This window comes from uncultured Pedobacter sp. (assembly GCF_913776295.1).
Lineage (GTDB): Bacteria > Bacteroidota > Bacteroidia > Sphingobacteriales > Sphingobacteriaceae > Pedobacter.
The window spans coordinates 109570-131269 of sequence record NZ_CAJYOJ010000060.1 but is presented as its reverse complement, the minus strand read 5'-3'; the positions used below and the strand labels follow the sequence as shown (position 1 = coordinate 131269).

The window sequence follows — 21700 nt, the reverse complement described above, 5'->3', positions numbered from 1 at the left end:
GCCGTTTTTTTTCTAATGGTTTTTAGGTATTTTTTTATCACTGCCAGATGAAATGATGCTGTGCTGTAGATTATATCTGATATTTAGCGATAAATTTGCCTTGCCTGAACGATAAGCTGATGTTAAGCCCGGTGAACAAATGTAATTTTTAAGCATGACCAGATTTTTCTTATTCCTGATAGCGGTTTTGATCTCATTTAAATCGGTTGGCCAACAGCCGGTTCCCCTTAATGAGCAACATTATCTCGACAGCCTGCAGCACATTTTAGAGGAAAAAATTCCAGACAGTTCAAGAGCGAATACCAATTTCCTATTGGTAGAATATTGGAAATTTAAAGATACCTTAAAAAGTAAAGCCTACCTAAACGCAGGGATTGCTGCCGCAAAAAGCGATAAGTATTTAAATGCACTGGCACTTTTTTATAAAGGGCAATATTATTTCAACTGGAATAAACCAAAGGCATCTGACGCTTTCAAAAAAGCCGCTGAAGCACTTTTGCCGTTTAATACAAAAATGGCCTATGCCAAGCAGGCTGCATCCTGGTATAATTACGCCATCATGAACGTAGACAAGATGGGTTATGATTTCATCACAAAAATCACCCTGGAAAAGTGTATCCCAATTGCAGAGAAAACCAGTGACCCAAAGCGTATTGCGTACTATTATACCCAGTTGGCTACTATTTTAATGAATAACTACCAGTTTTCGAAAGCGGCCGCTTATAATGAAAAAGCCATTATGTTACTGGAGAAAAAAGGGGCTGTTGATACTGATCTGTTGTTTTCCTATCTTAATGGCGTAAGCATCTATTGTTACGATAATAAGGCTGGCAAGGCCCGTGTACTTTTGGAGAAGGCAGAGCAATTACTAAAACCCTATCCTTACTCATTAAATTATCCGCTGTACTATTATAATGAATCTCTGTATTACTTCACAAAATCATTATTTGAGAAATCACTTGAAAGTGTAGATAAAGGCATTACCCTTGCTAAAAAGTATAATCAGAAGCAGCTCTATCAACAATTTTTCTTCCGCCGATATGAAATTTATCAGCAGCAAAAAAACTATGGCAAAGCGAGGCAGATTTTACTGGATATCATTAAAGAAGGTACTTTAACGGCTAAAATTAATGACCGGGCCATGCTTTATTCTGAATTGGCCAAGGTAAATGAAAAACTGGGTGATTATAAAGAGGCCTACCGCTGGCTCAGTAAATTCAGGCAGGTTAATGACAGTATAAACACCGACCAGACGAAGGTCAAAATCAACGAACTGGAAACAAAATACAGAACGGCGAAGAATCAGCAAAAAATACAATCCCTTCAATCGGAGAATAAACAAGTACAGCTAAATGCCCGTAATGAGCGGTTGTATAAGTTCATGCTGGGTTTGGGGTGCCTTTTTCTAATCCTTTTATTGGTTTTCGTTCTACTCACCGCCAGGAATAAACGCAAACTGGCTGCGCAAAAGGAGATTAATTATAAGCAACAGCTGAATGAAATGGAAAGAAAACAGCAGCTGAAGATTACCAAAGCCATGCTTGAAGGCGAAGAGCTGGAACGGGAACGCGTGGCGAGAGATCTTCATGATGGCCTCGGCGGTATGCTATCGGGTGTTAAAATAGGTCTTTCAGGCTGGACCGATACCCAACCGGCCATTGCTGATGATAAGGACCTGCATCGCATTATCAGACAACTCGATACTTCGGTTACCGAACTGCGCCGTATTGCACGCAATATGGTTCCTGACACACTGCTGAAGTTTGGTCTCGAAACTGCTTTGAAAGATCTTTGTGAGTTCTATATGCGCGACGGATTACGCATCACGTCAGAAATGTTCGGTATTCAAAAAAATATTGCCATGAATGTGCAGCTGAACATCTACCGGATTGTACAGGAACTTATTTCCAATGCCATCAAACATGCACATGCTGATGACATTATACTGCAGTGCAGCCAAAACGAAAATACCATTTTCATCACCTTTGAAGATAACGGCCGTGGCTTCGATATGGCTACCCTTTCTGAGAAAAAAGGAATGGGACTGGATAATCTGAAAAACCGTATCGCATTTTTGCAAGGGAAATTCGAGGTGCATTCCGCTCCCGGTGAAGGAACAAGTATAGATATTGAACTCAAAACAAATATTGATGAATAAGCTCCGTACAGTTATTGTAGATGATCATCCTATTGTTATTGAAGGGCTTAAAACCCTCCTCAAAAATGAAGATAACCTGGAAATTGTGGCCGGTTTCTCAAATGGCATGGGATTACTTTCTTATTTGGATAGCAACCCTGTAGATCTGGTGCTGCTGGACGTTACCCTGCCTGATATTAATGGAATGGATCTTTGTCAGATGATCAAAGAGAAATTTTCGAAGATAACCATACTCATTCTCAGTAACCATACCGAACGGAGCATCATTATGCAAACCATACAAAACGGGGCAAGTGGTTATTTGCTCAAGAACAGCTCACTCGACGAACTTCGGCAATGTATTGCATCAGCTGTAACCGGAAATATCTGTTACAGCAGGGAGGTAGTCGAAATAATCAGCCGTCCGACCAAAAACCAGTTTCGCAATACACCACAGCTTACCAGAAGGGAAAAGCAGATCTTATCTCTTCTGGCAGAGGGGAAAACCAGTCAGAATATTGCCCACGAACTTTTTTTAAGTCCGCTGACCGTGGATACGCACCGGAGAAACCTGATACAGAAATTTGAAGCAAAGAATGTGGCCGAATTGATCGCAGCTGCCCACCAGCAGCAATTATTGTAAATAAAAGTCAATATTAACTTATTCGTCAACCGTATGAAAACAATCGCACCCAAATTAATATTGCTCTTTCAATTTTTAGCATTATTTTCTTTTGCGCAGAAAAATGCCGGACTTAAAATCCTTTTAAATAAAAATCAGGAGTTTATTTTTCCTCAAACCCCAGAAAAGGTTTCTGCAGTATTAGGTGTAAAAACTATTTTTTATGAAGATGCCAACGATCAGCCCTATGCAAAATGGTTAACTAAATCAGGGTTGGAACTATATTGTAGCCTTCAGGAAGACAGAAGGATAACAGAAATGTTTTTTGACATCCCGGAGGATCAAGCAATTGTAGTGAACGGTTTGCCCTATAATCTGTCGATGAATAAAACAAGCTCACGGGAATGCATGTTGAAGTTCAGCGAGTATAAAATCACAAAAGAAAAGCTTGGTGATGATAGTTTATATCCCGGAGGATTGAAGCTTCGTTTTAAGAAGGGAGATCGTTTTATCACCCTTCTGTTTGACAGGAAAAACCTACTTAAATTTTTATCGATAACAAATGAGATCATCGGTTCTTCTGTCAATTAATTTAATCAGCTGATTTTTTGTGATCGATAACTACTATGTGTTGAAGTTTAAATGATGTTGGATATACCTGTTAAATGGCGGCTAAATCATATTGTATATATACCAGATTTGATAGCATCCGTAAAAGTCTATTCAACGACGTTTAGCGCTATCAACAGATCAACTTGTACCCCACTCCTCTTAAACTCATGATCTGAATTTCTGGTTCAGTTTTTAACAGCTTGCGCAAGTGTGCCATAAATACATCCATGCTACGACCGTTATAAAAACTATCTTCGCCCCAGATTTTGATCAGCGCGTGCTCACGTTCCAAAGTTCTATTTCGATTTTTCAATAATAACTCAAGCAATATGGTCTCTTTATAGGAAAGTGAATATTCGCTAACCGAAGTTTTTAACCTTTGCGTAAGGACATCCAATTCACAATTCCTAAATTGATATTTTCTAACTTCATCTTTTTCATCTTCCTGCGTATGGCCAAATCTTTTTAAGAGCGATTCCATTCGCACCAGGAGCTCATCAATACTAAATGGCTTTTTAAGGTAATCGTTTCCTCCGCTTTTAAAACCCATCACCACATCTTCCGTAAGGGCTTTCGCACTTAAAAATATAATGGGAATATGGGGGGCTGATTTTCTGATTTCAGCAGCCAGCGTATAACCATCCTTTTGCGGCATCATGATATCAAGGATGCAGATATCCGGTTTGCTTTCCTGAAATTGCGACAAGGCCAATTGTCCATCCAAAGCGAGACTTACATGATAACCGCTGCTGGTTAAACCATCAGACACGATACGCGCTAAAAAAGGCTCATCTTCTGCATACAAAACCTTAATTTTCTTCATATAGAGGCAAAATAACTACAAAATTACATCCTTTTCCAACTTTGCTGTGTAATTCAACACGGCCACCATGCAACGCGATAACCTGTTTTACATAATGAAGGCCTAAACCAGATCCTTTTACATTATGGATGTTATCCTGGTTGAAAATCCTAAAAAACCGCTCAAAAACCTGTTGCTGATAAATTTCATTTATGCCCGGACCGTTATCTTTAAAGCTGACTGTTAACTGATGATCACCAATACTGCACAATACTTCAATTTTGGCATCAGCCGGAGAATACTTTAACGCATTATCTATCAGATTATAAAAAACGTTGGAAATATGCATGGCATCACCCTTAACAAACAACGGTTCAGATTTTTGCGAAAATATGATCGAAGCATTTTTCTCTTGCACCTGCACTTCCATAGCATGAATGACCTGTTGCAGTATCGGCTGTAAATCAATCAGGCTGAACTGCAATTTCGTTTCTCCCAAATCCATTTGCTCCTGTTTAAGCACTTTCTCAATCATGGCTTGCAAACGCTGCAGCTCGTGAACACTGATATTAATATAGTTTTCCAGCTTTTCGGGTTGATCGGCTAATTGATACTTTTTAATAGATTCGAGGGCAACAACGATCGTCGAGATCGGCGTTTGCAGTTCATGGGTCATGTTGCTGGTAAAAGCCATTTTAGCTTGTGCGTAAAGCTGCTGATTTTTCATCAGCTTGATGAGCAGATAAAAAGCCGCTGCGGTAAGTACCAGCATCACTAAAGATGAAATCAGGTAATAGCGCATCTGGAAAACAACAATCCAAAAAATATTGTCCAGAACAAGCTGGTATCGGTGTAAGAACTTTAAGTTGTAAGTATAACGCTCACTAACAAAAGACAATTTATTTTTGGCAAAAGGCACAGCTTTAATCAGATTTCCACTCGAATAATCGTACAAAGCATAATTTTTAAGGATTTTAACGCCAAATTTTTGAAGTTGGCTGTTCACCATGCTATCCAGACTTTTCAAATCTCTCTGATCATCTGAAGAAACCTGATGGGGAGACATGTTATCGGTTTTTGCCGATGATGATATATTAAAGCGTTTTTTTGGATCATTGAGGAAAGACATCCTCAATTCAACAACAGTACTATCGTTATCAATCCCGTAATGAAACTGGCTGTGAAGGTTGTCCACTTTCAGTTCATCAAAAGCCTGCCTCAGTGCGAACCATTCTGAAGAAAGAAAAAACTGCTTAAAACGGCTGCTCCGCTCGCGTCCCCTTGACACGCTTCGGTAAACCATCTGTTTAGAGGTATTGCTTACAATGGATTCGAGCTTACTTTTAACCTGCTGTGTCTGCGCAAGGTACAACTGTTTGATCCATACGCACTGCAGGCAAAAACTAATCATCAGCGTAATCACCGCCAATGGAAAAACATATCTGGATGTAAGCCATTTCATCCCACTAAAATGAGCAAATCATTTTAGTGACGGAAGTACAAAATAAAGATTTAACCTTATTTAACCGAGCTTAACTTTGCTTTACATCCATGGCAGCTAGTTTTGAAATATGAAAAAATTAACCGTCATCTTATTCTTTTGCCTGCCAATAATGGTTTCCGCTCAATTGCATAAAGGTTTGATCACCGATAGAAATGGCGTACCCATTGATGGAGTTACCATTAAACTCCGTCACGGTGATTCTACCCTAACCGCTCAACTTTCAAAAATGGGCCTGTTTACTTTTCCGCAGCCGCTGAAAGGCGATTATACGTTAGAGTTACATGCGGTGGGCTATCAGAACACGAACAGGAGACTGAGCTTACCAACAGACTCTGTTATCATCATCATGGAAAGCGATGAGAAAATATTGGATCAAGTAACAGTATCAGGCGCCAAACCGGTTATTGTCAGGAAAATTGACAGGGTAATATTCAACGTTGAAAATAGCATTGTAGCCAGTGGCACAACCGTATGGGACGCATTAGCTAAAGCACCCGGCGTACAAACACGGTTTGATGGAGGAATTACAGCCAACAACAAAGGTGTAATGATTTACATGGATGATAAACCCATCAGATTATCAGGTGAGGATTTAGCTACCTATCTCCGCGGTTTACCGTCTGACAATATTGCCAAAATAGAAATCATTGCTAATCCTACAGCCCGTTATGACGCCCAGGGAGGTGCCGTAATCAACATCATTTCTAAAAAACCAAAGGGCGATGGCTATAATGTAGTGCTGTCCAGCGGTTATACCCGATCTACCTATGATAGTTATACCCCCGGGGTGGTGTTTAATTACCGGAAAAACAAATTGAATTTGTATGGCAGTTATAGCTATAGCCACCGCAAAAAAGACCATCGTGAAAGCGAATACGTTATTTTTGATTCCCCGGGAAGTTATGCCGATTGGAGAAATGAGAAGTCAGGCGTCCGGCTGGGCAATGCAAATAGCTACAAAATAGGAGTCGATTATAATATTACCAAACAACAAATAGTTGGCATTTTGGTAAATGGCTATAATGGCGTAAGCAACAGATTAAATAGTACAGTAACAACTATCGTTAACAACTACGCGGCATCACCGGATTCGGTGCTGCAAACTCAAAATGTTGCTAATGGGAAAGCCAGTCAATACAGTTTTAATTTTAATTATAAGGTGAAATTAGATACCAACGGCAAGAATATTAATGTAGATTTTGATTATGTGCCCTACCAAAACGACAATAGTCAGCAGGTAGATACTTATGGAATTTTCGGCAATGGTACTCCACTACCAAACCAGTATCATATTTTTACGCCGTCCAACCAAAATATCGATATCTATTCCGGAAAAGTAGATTACACGGACAAGTTTTGGAATAAATGGACATTTGAGTCTGGCTTAAAATATAGCAGCATCCGCACGCGTAACCGCTTCGACTTTTACAATAATCCGGTTTCTGGTCTTCAGCTGGTGAATAACCGCAGCGATCGTTTTGAGTATGCTGAAAATATCTCGGCCATTTATGCCAGCATCACCGGCGATGTAGGCAAATGGAGTTTTGAAGGTGGTTTACGGGGAGAATACACCCGCACAAATGGTAAATCTATTGTGTTAAATGCTAACAATCAGAACAATTATTTTAAACTTTTTCCTACACTTTTTGTGGTCTATAATGTAAATAAGTACAATGAGGTGAAACTCACCTATAATTCGAGGATTAGCAGGCCGGAATATTGGCGACTCAATCCTTTTAAATCTTATACCAGTCCGTATACCTATCTGGAAGGAAATCCTTCTTTGCAACCAGCTTTTATCTACAGCGGCGAACTGGGTTATACCTACAAGCAGCAATACAACGTATCATTTTACCTGAGACGGGTAACTGATTATTTTAGTAATATTACGGTACAGGATAACACATCAAAACTATTTTATGACACTCAGAGAAACCTGGATTTGAGTCAGGAAATTGGTTTTTCAGCTTCTTTTCCAATCAAAATGGCCAGCTGGTGGGAAATAAATAATTATGCGCAGGGCTCCTACCGGCAGGAAAAGTCAGGATACTTACAGGCACGCTATGACTACCATGTTTGGGGTGTTTATTTAAGTTCTAATCATAGCTTTATCTTAAATAAAGCGAAGGGTTTGAAAGCAGAAATCAGCGCATGGTATTCTTCTCCTACTATACAGGGTATTTACAAACTTGCGAAGCTTTACGATGTGAGCGCGGGTATAAGTAAAAGTGTTTTAAAAGGTAAAGGAACTTTAAGGCTTGCCGCAAATGATATTTTTTATAGCAACGTTTACCGTATTGACGTTAACTATCAAAACCAACGTAATGGCTTTGTGGAGAGAAATGATACCCGAAGTGCTACTTTAAGTTTCTCTTACCGCTTAGGAGGCAACCCAACTGCAGCCAGAAAACGTACTTCTGCCAGCGAGGAGGAAAAGAAACGCGCACAGTAGAACTAGTTCATTGGCCATTAGTTGGTGTGGTGTCAGATGTTTCCATCTGACACGACGAAAACGTTGAAGCATCGGTTAATCTACTCCAAACTGCAATCGCCCAACTCTAAACTTATTCACCGACACTCTATCGAATATGGTGTGGTGTCGGATGTTTCCATCTGACACGACGAAAACGCTAACATAAATCATTTATATTTTTAGAAAAGCAATGCCTGTAGTGCTTCGGTTTTACCAGTCCTGCCCTTTGCTTAATCCCGATTAGATCATCGGTAAATAAAATGACTACTCCAATCGGGATAACGCTGCCGGTCAGGTTTATTTAACGCAGGTACAACGTGCCTAACATTATTAAAAGATACTCAAAAGCGCAAGTCAGCCAGCCCGATATCACGGCAATAATACTTGCGCTAGCATCGGTTAATCTAATCCAAAACGCAAACGCCCAACTCTAAACTTATTCACCTACACCCTATCGAATGGCCGTAGCCACCCGTATTTTTTGGTGAAAGAAATGGAATGCCCAAATCGGCTGAGCGTAAAATAAGTAAAGCACCCATAAAAAACATTAACCAGGGGATTAATTTGTTGGTATTAAAGTGGATGTATTTTTTCAAAAAAATCCCGCCGAGCGAAATCATCAGCATGAGTGGCGTGGTACCCAGGCCAAACAGAAACATAAATGCAGCACCCGATTGGATATTACCAGTGTTCAATGCTGTTGCCAGTGCCAGATAAACCATTCCACAGGGAATAATGCCGTTAAGCATACCTGCAAATAATGCCCATAATTTTAAATTAAAAACCTTGCCCATTAGTTTGCTGAGTGGACCCACCGCCTTCAACTGGAGGGCAGAAAACCGCTCCCTGTAACGTTTATTGAATTGCAAAGCTGTGAATAGAATCAATATCAGGCCTATAAAAATACTCAAGGTTTTTTGATCGCCGAACAGGTTTATACTGCTTCCTACCAGGCCAACCAGCAGACCTAAAATGGTATAAACTGCAATCCTACCTAACTGATATAGAATCAATTGAAATGCACTAATAAAAAAAACCTGTTTTCTGAAAGGCATGCCCAGCATAATGGGTCCGCACATTACGGCACAGTGCAGGCTTCCAAACAATCCCATCAGAAATGCCAGTGGCAGATAGCCTGTCATAAAGTAATATTATTTTTAAACAGATATTTTTTACCCTTAACATTCCACCCGATGTTGACAAACCACAGCCCCTTTGCCATTGTAGCCCGATTTACCAGGATAAGATTTGATGCTCCGGTTGTATTACCTTTTAGTTTTACATCATCACCGCTGTCTGCTGGGCGCATAAGTAAGAGCTCATATTGCGCACTATCTTTTAATTGTATCACGATCTGCGTACTGGTTACGGTAATTTTAGGTTTGGCATCATCTTGCGATACATTTTGTTTGGCATTAAACTCCGCATTGTAATTAATTCCCTTTTCATAATAATTTTCTTCTATCAACGCGTCTCTGCCATGGATATGGAACATATAAATTACCATCGTTACAATAAACAGCATAAATGCAAACATCCCCATTACTATTTTCGTTCCCCAGTTCATATTCTTCATTTTTAAGTTTGAATGTGTGAGTTTTTAATGATTGAATAAGTGACTTTTAAGTGAAAGAATATTTAAGGCAAATCGCAGAATTCAATATTCAATCATTCTCAATTCAATCAATCTATCATTAACACCTGCTCTCCATTATTCACTACCTTCCGGCTGCGCGAAAAAACTCGTTGTTGCGGTACTCACCACCTCGCCATTGGCAATCACTTCGAAAACTGCATCAGTTTTATATTTTTTAAGCGAATTATTTTTTCTGATCAGAAAGAAAGTGAGGTGAGCAGTACCCTCTTTTGGCAGTACCGTTGCCTTTTGGATAAAGTCGATCTCATCAGCGCTATCCTGCGGTCTGAAAGTAAATTTAACCGCCTTATTGGTTTTGTTTACCAGTTCTGCATTGTACAGGTTACTGGTTTTATCTGTTCCCCTGTTTTGATACAAAGTACCACTAGCCCTTAAAACAGTAGTCTGAATATTTTCCCTTTTATAAATCAGTGAGGAGAATACCATCATAACCACTAATAAAACCGCTGCATATCCATAAGATTTTAAAGCGATTTTATAAGGTTTACGCTCTGCAATAAAATCTTGGTTAAAGAAACCGATCAGGTTTTTGGGTTTGCCTATTTTTAGCATCACCTCATTGCATGAATCGATACAGGCCGTGCAATTCACACATTCCAGCTGCGTTCCCTTGCGGATATCAATAGCCGTTGGGCAAACCTGCACACAAAGTCCGCAATCAACACAATCGCCTTTTTGTTCCTCATTTGTATTTCGCTGCATACGTCCGCGGGGTTCGCCCCTGGTAAAGTCATAAGCTACAACCAGGCTTTGGTTGTCAAGCAGAACACCCTGGAGCCGACCATAAGGACAGATTACCGTACATACCACTTCACGTACATAAGTAAATACACCGTAAAAAATGAAGGTAAACAGCCAGATGGACATAAAACCTGAAATATGTTTTGCAATAGGTTCGGTAATAATTTTAATCAGCAAATCAGAACTGATCATATAAGCGAGAAAAGTATTGGCGATGGCAAAAGAAATGATCAGAAAAATGAAATGTTTGCCTCCTTTTTTAGCGATCTTCTCAGCGGTCCAGGGGCCATCATCCAGTTTCTTTTGTTTGTTTGCATCGCCTTCTATCCAGTACTCTATCCTGCGGAAAACCATTTCCATAAAAATAGTCTGAGGACAGGCCCATCCGCACCATAACCTGCCGAGTACAACTGTAAAACAGACAATGAAGATGATGAAGATGAGCATAGCGAGGGCAAACAGGTAAAAATCCTGTGGGGTAAAGATCAATCCAAAGAAAACAAATTTCCTTTCGATGAAATTTAGCAGCACCAATTGCTCTCCATTAATTTTTAGAAACGGACAGGAAAAAAGAAACAAAAACAGCACATAGCTTACCCATTTACGCCAGGTATACAATTTACCCGAAGGTTTTTTAGGGTAAACCGGCCTTTTATCCCTGCCCTTGTTTCCAGATTTATTTTTGGTTAACATCTGTTTGATTTACACTGTCTTTTGCTGACTTCATCTCATTGTCTTCCACATCCTTCGCTTCATACTTTTCGCCTTGCGGGGCTTTCGCACCAGCAGGATTACTTCCATGTAATGAAAGAATAAAATTGGCCACTGCACTGATCTGTTTAGGGTTAAGGTTTTTCTCCCAACTGATCATTCCCTTTTCAGGAATACCATATTTAATCGTTTTAAATACATTGTTAATACCGCCGCCATGCAACCAGTAATTGTCTGTTAAATTTGGACCGATCAGGCCTTGCCCCTTATCGCCATGGCAAACCACACAGTTGGCGCTGAAGATGGTTTTTCCTTCTTCCAGTACTGCTGGTGTATTATCAACCTTTACGGAGTTTTCGTCAATGGTATTGGCTGATTTTTCAAGGAAAGCTGCCTTTTCTACTTTTGCTTTGGCCATTTCATTTTCATATTCCTTATCCTGCAGATCGCCATAACCACCGATGTGATAATAAAAGAGATAGCCTGCAGCAAAAATCATAGTTCCATAAAACAGGAAGTTAAACCATGCCGGTACCGGATTATTCAACTCTTTGATCCCATCGTATGCGTGGTCAATAACCAGGTTTTTTTCTTCCTCAATAGGTTTTAAGCTTAATAATTTTGTCCAGATCGACGGTTTTACCGCTTTCTGTTTCAACCAGCTATCATAATCAAGCGGCTCTTCTTTTACGTTTCCAATGTATTTAGTTGGATTTAACTGCTCCTGGTACATGACTTTAAACGCATTGAGCAACGTTATTGAAACAAAAAGCAACACAAGTGCGAATAACAATAGCAGTACAATGAGTAATTCTGATTGGTTAAGTCCTAATCCAGGCTGAGAAGGTGCTATTGCTTCTGCTGTTTTTTGGTCTGCGGCGTAAGTTGCCACAGATGAAAACAGTGAAAATAATAATAGTTTAATCTTCTTCATATAATTTGGTTTTGTGGTCTTGAAAAGGAATTTCACTCATGGTTTTAATATGGTTTTTACTTAATTTGAAGAGGTAAACCCCAACAATTACAAAAAACAACATGAACATGAGCAGAGAGGTAACGAGGTATATTTCGCCGCCGGCTAAATCTTTGATCTGATTGAACATATTTTTATTGATTTGATGGAATAGTTTCTTTATTGGCCTTAATATCGGTACCCAATCTTTGCAGGTAAGCAATAATGGCCACAATTTCGCGGTCACTTTTAACCTTGATGTTATTCTGCTTCAGTTCTGCGACAATTTTTGCTGCCTGTATTTTCAAATCCTCATTGGCTTGTTTATCATATCCTTCAGGATACGGAACGCCCAGTTTTTGCATCGCTTTAATTTTGCTTGCAGTGGTACTGATATCTAATTGTTGCTCAATGAGCCAAGGGTATGGAGGCATAATGCTTCCCGGCGACATTGAGGTCGGATCAACCAGGTGATTGTAGTGCCATGCATCAGAATATTTTCCACCTACGCGATGAAGATCAGGTCCGGTACGTTTACTGCCCCATAAAAACGGGTGATCATAAACAAATTCTCCTGCCTTGCTGTATTCGCCATAACGTTCGGTTTCTGAACGGAAAGGCCTTACCGTTTGCGAATGGCAGTTTATGCAACCCTCTCTGATGTACAGATCTCTGCCTTGCAGCTCCAATGCGGTATAGGGTTTAACACTCGCAATGGTAGGTACGTTAGATTGGATGGTAAAGGTTGGCATCATCTCTACCATTCCTCCGATAAGGATGATAATCAACGATAAAACCATAAATTTCATGGGTTTACGTTCCAGTACCCTGTGCCAGGCTTTATCTGCCGGACTGCTGTCTACCACTATTTTAGTTAAAGGCATGGCTTCTGCAGCTTCATTGGCAACCAGTTTTGCACCCAGCATGGTTTTGGCCAGGTTATAGGTCATTACAATTACTCCGGTTAAATAGAGTGCACCACCAATGGAACGTAAAACGTGCATCGGGATAATCTGTAAGGTTGTGGCAAGAAAATTCGGGTATTTCAACAAACCTTCAGCAGTAAACTCTTTCCACATCAATCCTTGCGTAAAACCTGCCCAATACATCGGGATGGCATAAAAAAGTATCCCCAACGTACCTACCCAAAAATGGAAACCAGCGAGTTTTTTAGAATAAAGTTCGGTTTTATAAATGCGTGGGATTAACCAGTATAAAATACCAAATGTTAAAAAGCCATTCCATCCTAACGCTCCAACATGAACGTGGGCAACAATCCAATCGGTAAAATGTGCTACCCCGTTTATCTGTTTTAACGATAACATTGGGCCTTCGAAAGTAGCCATACCATAGGCGGTAAGGGCGACTACCATAAATTTAAGGGTAACATCTTCCCTTACTTTATCCCAGGCGCCACGTAGGGTTAGCAGACCATTAATCATACCACCCCAGCTTGGTGCAATAAGCATAATCGAAAAGGCAACGCCTAGTGATTGAGCCCAACCTGGTAATGATGTGTATAACAGGTGATGGGGTCCTGCCCAGATATAGATAAAAATAAGCGACCAGAAGTGAAGAATACTGAGTTTATAAGAATAAACAGGGCGCCCAGCCATTTTTGGCAGGAAATAATACATCATCCCCAGATACGGGGTAGTGAGGAAAAAAGCAACGGCATTATGCCCATACCACCATTGTACCAATGCATCCTGAACACCCGCATACAGATAGTAACTTTTCATAAAAGAAACAGGCAATTCAAAAGAGTTTACGATGTGTAACACCGCAATGGTTACAAAAGTGGCAATGTAAAACCAGATGGCCACGTAGAGATGGCGCTCCCGCCTTTTAATGATGGTACCGAACATGTTGATACCAAAAACCACCCAGATGAGTGTTATGGCGATATCAATCGGCCATTCGAGTTCGGCATACTCGTGTGAGGTGGTAAAACCCAATGGAAGGGTAATTACGGCCGACAAGATAATGAGCTGCCAGCCCCAAAAATGGATCTTGCTAAGTGCATCGCTAAACATCCTGGCTTTAAGTAACCGTTGAAGGGAATAGTAAACGCCCATAAAAATGGCATTCCCTACAAAGGCAAAAATCACGGCATTGGTATGCAATGGCCTGATCCTGCCGAATGTGGTATACTGGCTGCCCATGTTCAGGGCCGGCTTAAAGAGCTGCATGGCAACAAGCAGTCCAACAGTCATTCCTATAATTCCCCAAACAAGGGTGGCAATGCCAAAGTTTCTGACAATCCTGTTATCGTAAGTAAATTTTTCTAGCTGCATAATCGAAGCGGAATTTTGTATGTTTTGTACACCAAAGGTATCCTGCAGCACAGAGATAAAGGATGATAGCGCTTAGCTGGAAAAGTGATCTTCTTCACTTTTTTCAGCGGTCACCTCGTCATCGAACAAAATGCGGATACCAGGAGTATGTACATCATCGTTCTGACCTGTTTTATAAGCCCAAAAGAAAGCACCCAAAAAAATGAGTGCCATTAAAACGCTGCAACCAACTAAGAAGTAAAGGATGTTCATATCAGTTTGTTTTTACGGGCAAACCAGCGGGTAGCCAGGGTGGTGAATAAAATAATGGTGACCGTACTAACCGGCATCAGTATGGCTGCGACCAATGGATATAGCGTTCCCTGTACGGCATAATAAATACCAATGCAGTTATAGGCTGTAGCAATAGCAAAACTAATTTTAATCACTTTAATACCATCTTTACTGAGTTGTATAAAATTTGGAAGGAAATTCAACGCATTTCCCTGTAAAATGGCATCGCAGCCCGGTGTAAAATTATTGATGTTATCGGTTAAGGCTATCCCAAAATTACTTTGCTTTAAAGCACCGGCATCATTTAGCCCATCACCCAGCATCAGCACATTATTTCCATTTTCCCGAAGATTTAGCACAGCATCCAATTTCTGATGTGGACGCTGATGGAACCTAATGGACGTGTTTTCCGGAAAAATGCTTTTTAACATAGATTGGTCCCTATTGGTATCACCTGATAAAACCTGCAGTTGAAATTTAGAGAGTTTCGAAACCAACTGTCCCAATCCGGGCCGCCATTGTTGTTTAATATCAAAACAGCCTTTATATACATGGTCAATCAAAATATGTACGCCGGTTTCACTAACCGATTTTATGGTTACAGGAAGCATAGATAAATGTCCTGCATAAAGAACATGATCATTGATCTTAGCTGATAACCCCTTACCTACCACTTCTTTATAATCCTGAATTGAATAAAATCTTTCCACGTTTAATGCTTTTAAGATATGACGACTCAAGGGGTGGGTAGAATTACGCAGCAGTGAAGCCACGACCAGTTTTTCATCATGGTTCAACGATCCGCTAAAAGAAATTTCGGCATTTTCATTGCTGGTCAACGTTCCTGTTTTATCAAAAATCAGTGTATCGCATTTGGCCAGTTCTTCAACCGCATCCGTATTTTTCACATAAAACCCTTTTTTATCAAAAACAGATAATATGGCCGATAAAGTGAAAGGTGTGCTTAAAGCAAGCACACACGGACACGCTACAATAATGACCGCTGTAAAAGCCGACCAGGCTTTGTGGCTATCTTGCTGACACAACCAATAACCAGTTGCTGCAAAGGCAATCACAAAAACGCCGATACTGAAGTATTTCGCGACAGAATCGTTAAAATTTTGCTTTTCGACATTGCTTTTATAATTTTCATTGTTCCAAAGTCCCGTAAGGTAACTCTGAGATACCGGTTTAATTACTTCAAGCTCTATTGCCTCAGTAGTTTGTCGTCCTCCCGCGTAAATAATTTCACCCAGCACTTTATGTATCGGTTCCGATTCGCCTGTAACAAAACTCATATCTACCCAGGCATCACCTTTCATTAAGATAGCGTCTGCTGGTACCAGTTCTCCGTTTCTGATCCACAACCGGTCCCCTATTTTAATATCGTTGATGGATACAGGCTTTTCTTTGCCATTCTGGATGGTGGTAACGGCAATGGGAAAGTAAGACCGGTAGTCACGGTCGAAGGATATATGGTGGTAAGTACGCTGTTTAAGCCATTTGCCCATCAAAAGCAAGAAAACCAGTCCCGTTAAAGTATCAGCAAAACCAGGTCCGGTGTTAAAAATAACTTCAAATGCCGTACGCAAAAACAATACGGCAATGATCAGTGCTAATGGTGTATCTAAATTGATATGTTTATGTTTGATACTGGTAATGGCGGAGATGAAATAATCGCGCCCACAGTAAAAAGCAGCCGGAATAGAAAATGCCAGATTTAACCAGCCAAATAAATACTGAAACTGTTTTTCAAAACCCGATAAACCAAAGTATTCAGGAAAGCTGAAAAGCATCACATTGCCCATTAAAAACCCAGCCACCGCAATTTTTAGCACCAAAGCCTTGTCAACCGAACTGCTGTGTGCTTTTACTACATCCTGAAGACTGATTAAAGGCTCGTAACCGATCTGGTTTAAAGTTTCAACCAAATGTTTTAGTGAAATTTCTTCATGATTGAATTGGATGGTTACCTGTTTTTTAAGAAAATCTATCCTTGAGCTAAAAATAGCCGAATTAATTTTATAGAGGTGTTCTAACAACCAAATGCAGGAGCTACAATGGATTGCGGGAATGTAAAACGTCACGATACTCGAATTTCCATGTTTGTAATCAATCAATTGATCAATGATTTTAGGATCGTCGAGGTATTCTAAATGGCTTTCATTTTTTAGCTGCCTGCCCGGATTATTGTTGTATACATAATAATTGCAAAGGTTATTTTCGGAAAGGATCCTAAAAACAGCCATACAGCCTGCACAGCAAAAATCTTTACCGTCTGTCTGATATTTTACCTTGGGCAGATCTTCTCCACAGTGGTAGCAAATGGCCTTTGTTGCGGTTTTATGTTGATCTTCCATTGTAATCGTTGTTATATTGATGAACTGAACAATTGTGTTTTAGGCTGCTTAAGCCATAATTTTTCGTCGAATGCCATACAGACATTTCTGAGGAAAGATCTTCCTGTGTTGGTAATGGTGATCTCCGTTTCTGTAACCGATATCAGCTGATCATGCAATAAAGGTAAAAGCCGCTCATGCACCCTTTCAGGTATTTTGTCGCTGTATACGGTATTATTTTTACACATGATATTTAGAATATGCTTTCTGACGTTAATGTCGTCATCCGTCAGAAAATGCCCTTTTTCTACGGGCAATATCTGTTGCGCAATTTTCTCCATATAGGCTTCCACAGTTTTGGGGTTCTGTGCAAAAGCTGTCCAGCTATCGCTGATCGAAGAAACACCAAGACCGATGAGCAAATGAGTGTGTTGACTGGTATAACCCATGAAATTGCGATGGAGTTTATCCGCTACCATAGACTGGAACAAGGGATCGCTTTTCAAGGCGAAATGATCCATGCCAACATCTTCGTAACCGGCGTCGATCAGAAGTTTTCTGCCAAATCGATAAAGGGCAAATTTTTCATCGCCCGCCGGAATATCCTTTTCAGTATAATGCCGTTGTCCTGGTTTTAGCCATGGCACGTGCGCATAACTGTAAAAGGCAATGCGATCTGGCTGCATACTGATCACATCATTTATGGTACTGGCTAATCCATCGGTACACTGCCCCGGCAAACCATAAATCAGATCAAAATTGACAGATGTGTAACCGATTTCCCTGGCTTGCCTGGTTACTTGAGCAACCTGCTCGGGGGTTTGAAAGCGGTTGATCAGGAACTGTACTTTAGGGTCGAAATCCTGGATTCCTAAGCTTAATCTTCTAAAACCTAACTGGTAAAGCGTTGTTAAATGTGCTTTGGTGGTATTGGCCGGATGGGCCTCAAAAGATAGTTCGGCGTCTGGAGCCAGACTTGCATTTTTCATAATACAGCTGATCAGCAGATCAAGATTTTCTGGACTAAAGAAAGTGGGCGTACCGCCGCCGAGATGCAATTCTTTTAATTTTGGTTTTTCCTGTAGGGCATTTACATACATGCGCCACTCAGCAAGTACAGCGGAGATGTAAGGCAGCTCTACGGAATGATTTTTGGTGATTCGGGTATTACATCCGCAGTAAGTACACAAGCTTTCGCAAAAAGGGAGGTGGATATATAAACTAATCCCGTCTTTTTTATGGCTTGCATAGGTTTTTGATACCCTGTTCAGCCAATCATCAGCATTAAAGCTTTCAGTATCCCAGTATGGAACCGTAGGATAACTGGTGTAACGTGGGGCAGCAACGTTATATTTGTTAAGCAACTCTGCACTTTCCATCTTTACAACTTTTTGGTGCTTGCACATTCACTCTGGCAACAGCAGGCTTTGCCAACGCATTTACCAGCCGCCCACTGATCGAGGTTTTTGATTACCTGTTCCATCCTCGCCCTGGTATCGGCCTGATCGGCATCCCGCGGGACGTTGGCAACTTTCATACCCGCAAGACCTGCAGCATTAAGATCAAGATGATCTGTTTGTGAAGATGAAGTTGCAATATATTTGATACCCAATGATCTAAGGCCTAATATCATTTTACTACTTAGCTCATCATTGTTAAAAACCAGAAGCGCTTCTTTACCGGTTGCAAATGAAAGCGTATCAGCTGTTAAGCTATTGGCAATTATAGTGATATCGTGTTTTTTGTAATTGGCCAGTACCAACCATTCCTTTTCATCGGGCTTAATGTTATAAGCTATAGCTTTCATATATGATATTTATATACACAAAACTATGAAGAGGGCTTAAGGCCACAGGTGAGCATGCTTAGAGAAAAAAATGATACTGGTTACTTTTCGAGTAGAGATGGGCGGCTGGAGTTCGGCGTTTGGAGTGGATGAACCCTCCTCTTTCAGCACAAGTCTTAGCGCTTTGAGTACCATCGGTTGGCCTGACTTGTGCTTTAAATTTTCTAGTGTCAGATGGAAACATCCGACACCACAAATGTAATCAGTTTTCAGTTGCCAATTTGCAGTTAACAACTAAGCTGAAGACCACAAAACCTCTCTAGCGCAAGTCTCAGTGCTTTGAGTACCGTCGGTTGGCCTGACTTGTGCAATGAAATTTACCAGTGTCAGATGGAAACATCTGACACTACATACCATTGTCAAATGGAAACATCCGGCACGATAGATAAATTTTCGAGTGTCAGATGGAAACATCTGACACCACAAATAACTAATTTAAACAGTTAACCAAACGAACAATGAGCCTGAACCTTACTGCTTAATATTCCTGAGTTTTTCGATGGAAAGAATATTAATCGCATTGCCGGTCTTATCAATCAGCTTTTCCTCTTTAAAATCAGCCAGCATTCTGCTTACGGTTTCACTGGCAGTACCCACAAGGGCAGCAAGATCATCGCGCGAGATCCGGATGGTGCAGGTATTTGACTTACCATCGCCAAATTTTGCAGCCACTTGCAATAGTGCTTCGGCTACCCGTTTTCTTACCGATGAGTAGGCCAATTGAAGCATTTGTTTTCCTTTATCGCGCACATTTCCGGACAACAGGCCAATAAATGTTTTTGATACGGCCTGATGGTTGAGCAGGTATTCCATAAAATCAGCTTTTGGAATATGAATAATTTCCGATTCGGTTAGCGTGGCAGCATTTTCGGCGTAAAGCTCGCCATTGCATAAACTTTCGTAACCAAAGAAGTCACCATCGTGGTACAGCCCTGAAGAAAGTTCCCTTCCATCCTTAAAACGTTTATAGGTTTTCACCTGTCCTTTATTGATGTAATACAGGTGCGTGGGTTCATCACCTTCAATATAGATCACCTGTTTACTATTAACCGTTCTTGGTTTACCCTTTTTACGCAGTTCGTCCATTACTGTTTCATCTTGGCCATCTAATGAACTAAAGCTGGCTGCCTGTTGCTTTTTCTTAAACCTGCTTTCTATCGCCCTAAAAAGCTCTGTATCGTCAAATGGTTTGGTCAGGTAGTCATCTGCACCCATTTCCATTCCTTTTCTCATGTCTGCCCGCTCCGTTTTTGCCGTAATGAAAATAAAAGGAATATTAGCCGTTTTTGGATTTTTGTTCAATAGATACAAAACACCATACCCATCAAGTTCCGGCATCATAATATCACACAAGATTACATCAGGCAAATGATTAATAGCCATCTCCACACCAACTTTTCCGTGTTTAGCCATAAAAGTTGTGTAACCTGCCAAGTCGAGCACTTCAGCAGTACTTTCCCGGATGTCGTCATTATCCTCAATAATTAAAACTTTTTTGTTCATCGGATGGATCTCAAATTATAAAATGGTTTTTACAGGGAAAATAAGCGTAAAAACTGTACCCGAATGCTGTTCGCTATTGCAGGTTACCTTCCCATTCATCAGGCCAACATATCTTTTCACAATGTTAAGTCCTAGACCCGTTCCGGGAATATCACCGGTATTGTGCGCCCTGAAAAATGGTTCGAAGAGATTACCCTGATCGGCTGCAGGAATGCCAATGCCGTTATCTTTTACTTCTAAAATCAGCTCATCATCTTTTAAAATGGAATTAAACTGAATGAGAGTGTCCTCACCTGAATATTTGATCGAATTGGAGATCAGGTTGATGATACAATTCTTTAACAGATTCGGATCCAGGTAAACCTCGGCAGTTGTTCCGGTATGTTCGTAAATAATATGCTGGTTCTGCTTGGTCATCATCTGCATCTCTTCTGCTATTTCTTCTGCAAAGCTGATGATGTTGAAAGCTTGTGCTGAGGCCTCCACTTTCCCTGCTTCGAGTTTTTCGAGTGAAAGAAAATCGTTTAATATTGTAGTAAGGTTGTTAATGGAGTTTTTAATTTTAAAGGTATGTTTTTCTACACTGGCCACATCATGTTTTATGGCATATTTATCAATTAGCGATGCGGATAACTGAATGGCGCTGAGGGGCGTCCTAAACTCATGTGAGGCCATAGAAACAAATCTGGTTTTGAGCTGATTGAGTTCTTTCTCTTTCTGAAAAAGCGCACGCATATTTTCTTTCGCCATTTCCAGTTCTGAAACGAGCTTAACCAGGTCACGTGTGCGTTCCTTTATCTTAACTTCCAGTTTCTCGGTATAACTTTTTATCTGCTCTTCGTTGGCCTTTTCCTTACTGAGATCGTGAATAAAGCCGGTATAAATTTTACGGTCGGTAAATTTGATCTCACTCACCCCAAGCGTAAACGGAAATACAGAGCCATCTTTACGTTTGCCCGAAACTTCCCTCCCGATACCGATAATATGTTTTTGTCCGGTATGTTCATACCTGGAAAGATATCCATCGTGGCGCGATTGATCGGGTTCAGGCATCAGAACCGAAATGTTGCTACCCACTAACTCCTCCCTGCCGTAACCGAAAAGCTCCAATGCTGCAGGGTTTAAATGTTCAATAATCCCCTTTTCATCAATGGTAATAATTCCATCAATAGCATTTTCAATAATCGCATCCAAAAATTTCGACCTGTCCATTATCTTGATTCAAGTATAT

At 40.5% G+C, this 21700-nt stretch carries 18 protein-coding genes; 4 read left to right on the top strand and 14 right to left on the bottom strand.

Features of this window, described 5'->3' with window-relative positions; all coding sequences use genetic code 11:
• Positions 1-154 precede the first annotated feature (154 nt).
• The 3 genes from QZ738_RS12870 to QZ738_RS12860 are packed head-to-tail and all read left to right on the top strand — an operon-like array spanning position 155 to position 3350.
• Entirely contained in the window at positions 155-2158 is a 2004-nt protein-coding gene (locus tag QZ738_RS12870; protein WP_293788142.1) for an ATP-binding protein, read from the top strand.
• Positions 2151-2780 carry a response regulator transcription factor gene (locus QZ738_RS12865; protein WP_293788140.1) on the top strand — a complete coding sequence of 210 codons (630 nt, stop codon included), beginning with the start codon at positions 2151-2153 and terminating at the stop codon, positions 2778-2780. The genes QZ738_RS12870 and QZ738_RS12865 overlap by 8 nt, the downstream gene beginning before the upstream one ends.
• A 33-nt stretch (positions 2781-2813) precedes the next feature.
• Complete coding sequence (locus QZ738_RS12860; RefSeq protein ID WP_293788138.1) at positions 2814-3350, top strand: hypothetical protein; 537 nt, start codon at positions 2814-2816, stop codon at positions 3348-3350.
• Between the two features lie 151 nt (positions 3351-3501).
• Here the strand turns inward: QZ738_RS12860 and QZ738_RS12855 are convergent, their stop codons facing one another.
• Together QZ738_RS12855 and QZ738_RS12850 are read right to left on the bottom strand one after the other, a co-directional pair.
• Positions 3502-4194, bottom strand: a complete 693-nt coding sequence (locus QZ738_RS12855; protein ID WP_293788136.1) for a response regulator transcription factor — start codon at positions 4192-4194, stop codon at positions 3502-3504.
• A complete protein-coding gene (locus tag QZ738_RS12850; protein ID WP_293788134.1) occupies positions 4181-5635 on the bottom strand; it encodes a sensor histidine kinase KdpD in 1455 nt (484 codons plus the stop codon). The genes QZ738_RS12855 and QZ738_RS12850 overlap by 14 nt, the downstream gene beginning before the upstream one ends.
• Before the next feature lie 109 nt (positions 5636-5744).
• Here QZ738_RS12850 and QZ738_RS12845 point away from each other — a divergent pair, with 109 nt between their 5' ends.
• The gene (locus tag QZ738_RS12845; protein ID WP_293788133.1) at positions 5745-8129 is read left to right on the top strand and encodes an outer membrane beta-barrel family protein; all 2385 of its coding nucleotides are present in this window, start codon (positions 5745-5747) and stop codon (positions 8127-8129) included.
• Between the two features lie 461 nt (positions 8130-8590).
• Here the strand turns inward: QZ738_RS12845 and QZ738_RS12840 are convergent, their stop codons facing one another.
• The 12 genes from QZ738_RS12840 to QZ738_RS12785 form a co-directional block, all read right to left on the bottom strand.
• Positions 8591-9292 carry a sulfite exporter TauE/SafE family protein gene (locus QZ738_RS12840; protein ID WP_293788132.1) on the bottom strand — a complete coding sequence of 234 codons (702 nt, stop codon included), beginning with the start codon at positions 9290-9292 and terminating at the stop codon, positions 8591-8593.
• Positions 9289-9726 carry a FixH family protein gene (locus QZ738_RS12835; RefSeq protein WP_293788130.1) on the bottom strand — a complete coding sequence of 146 codons (438 nt, stop codon included), beginning with the start codon at positions 9724-9726 and terminating at the stop codon, positions 9289-9291. The genes QZ738_RS12840 and QZ738_RS12835 overlap by 4 nt, the downstream gene beginning before the upstream one ends.
• Before the next feature lie 135 nt (positions 9727-9861).
• On the bottom strand, positions 9862-11241 hold the full coding sequence (ccoG, locus tag QZ738_RS12830; protein ID WP_293788128.1) for a cytochrome c oxidase accessory protein CcoG: 1380 nt from the start codon (positions 11239-11241) through the stop codon (positions 9862-9864).
• On the bottom strand, positions 11225-12193 hold the full coding sequence (locus QZ738_RS12825; protein ID WP_293788126.1) for a cbb3-type cytochrome c oxidase N-terminal domain-containing protein: 969 nt from the start codon (positions 12191-12193) through the stop codon (positions 11225-11227). Before QZ738_RS12825 ends, ccoG begins: the two co-directional genes overlap by 17 nt.
• Complete coding sequence (locus tag QZ738_RS12820) at positions 12180-12362, bottom strand: hypothetical protein (protein ID WP_293788124.1); 183 nt, start codon at positions 12360-12362, stop codon at positions 12180-12182. The genes QZ738_RS12825 and QZ738_RS12820 overlap by 14 nt, the downstream gene beginning before the upstream one ends.
• A 4-nt stretch (positions 12363-12366) precedes the next feature.
• Positions 12367-14508, bottom strand: coding sequence for a cytochrome-c oxidase, cbb3-type subunit I (ccoN, locus tag QZ738_RS12815; RefSeq protein WP_293788122.1), 2142 nt, complete (start codon positions 14506-14508; stop codon positions 12367-12369).
• Between the two features lie 72 nt (positions 14509-14580).
• Positions 14581-14760 carry a cbb3-type cytochrome oxidase assembly protein CcoS gene (gene ccoS, locus QZ738_RS12810; protein WP_293788120.1) on the bottom strand — a complete coding sequence of 60 codons (180 nt, stop codon included), beginning with the start codon at positions 14758-14760 and terminating at the stop codon, positions 14581-14583.
• A complete protein-coding gene (locus tag QZ738_RS12805) occupies positions 14757-17141 on the bottom strand; it encodes a heavy metal translocating P-type ATPase metal-binding domain-containing protein (RefSeq protein WP_293788118.1) in 2385 nt (794 codons plus the stop codon). The genes ccoS and QZ738_RS12805 overlap by 4 nt, the downstream gene beginning before the upstream one ends.
• Positions 17142-17152: 11 nt before the next feature.
• Positions 17153-18499, bottom strand: coding sequence for an oxygen-independent coproporphyrinogen III oxidase (gene hemN / locus QZ738_RS12800; protein WP_293788116.1), 1347 nt, complete (start codon positions 18497-18499; stop codon positions 17153-17155).
• 2 nt (positions 18500-18501) lie between these two features.
• On the bottom strand, positions 18502-18927 hold the full coding sequence (locus QZ738_RS12795; RefSeq protein ID WP_293788115.1) for a lactate dehydrogenase: 426 nt from the start codon (positions 18925-18927) through the stop codon (positions 18502-18504).
• A 510-nt stretch (positions 18928-19437) separates the two neighbouring features.
• The gene (locus tag QZ738_RS12790) at positions 19438-20469 is read right to left on the bottom strand and encodes a response regulator (RefSeq protein ID WP_293788114.1); all 1032 of its coding nucleotides are present in this window, start codon (positions 20467-20469) and stop codon (positions 19438-19440) included.
• Between the two features lie 15 nt (positions 20470-20484).
• Entirely contained in the window at positions 20485-21681 is a 1197-nt protein-coding gene (locus QZ738_RS12785; protein ID WP_293788112.1) for a PAS domain-containing sensor histidine kinase, read from the bottom strand.
• Positions 21682-21700 lie beyond the last annotated feature (19 nt).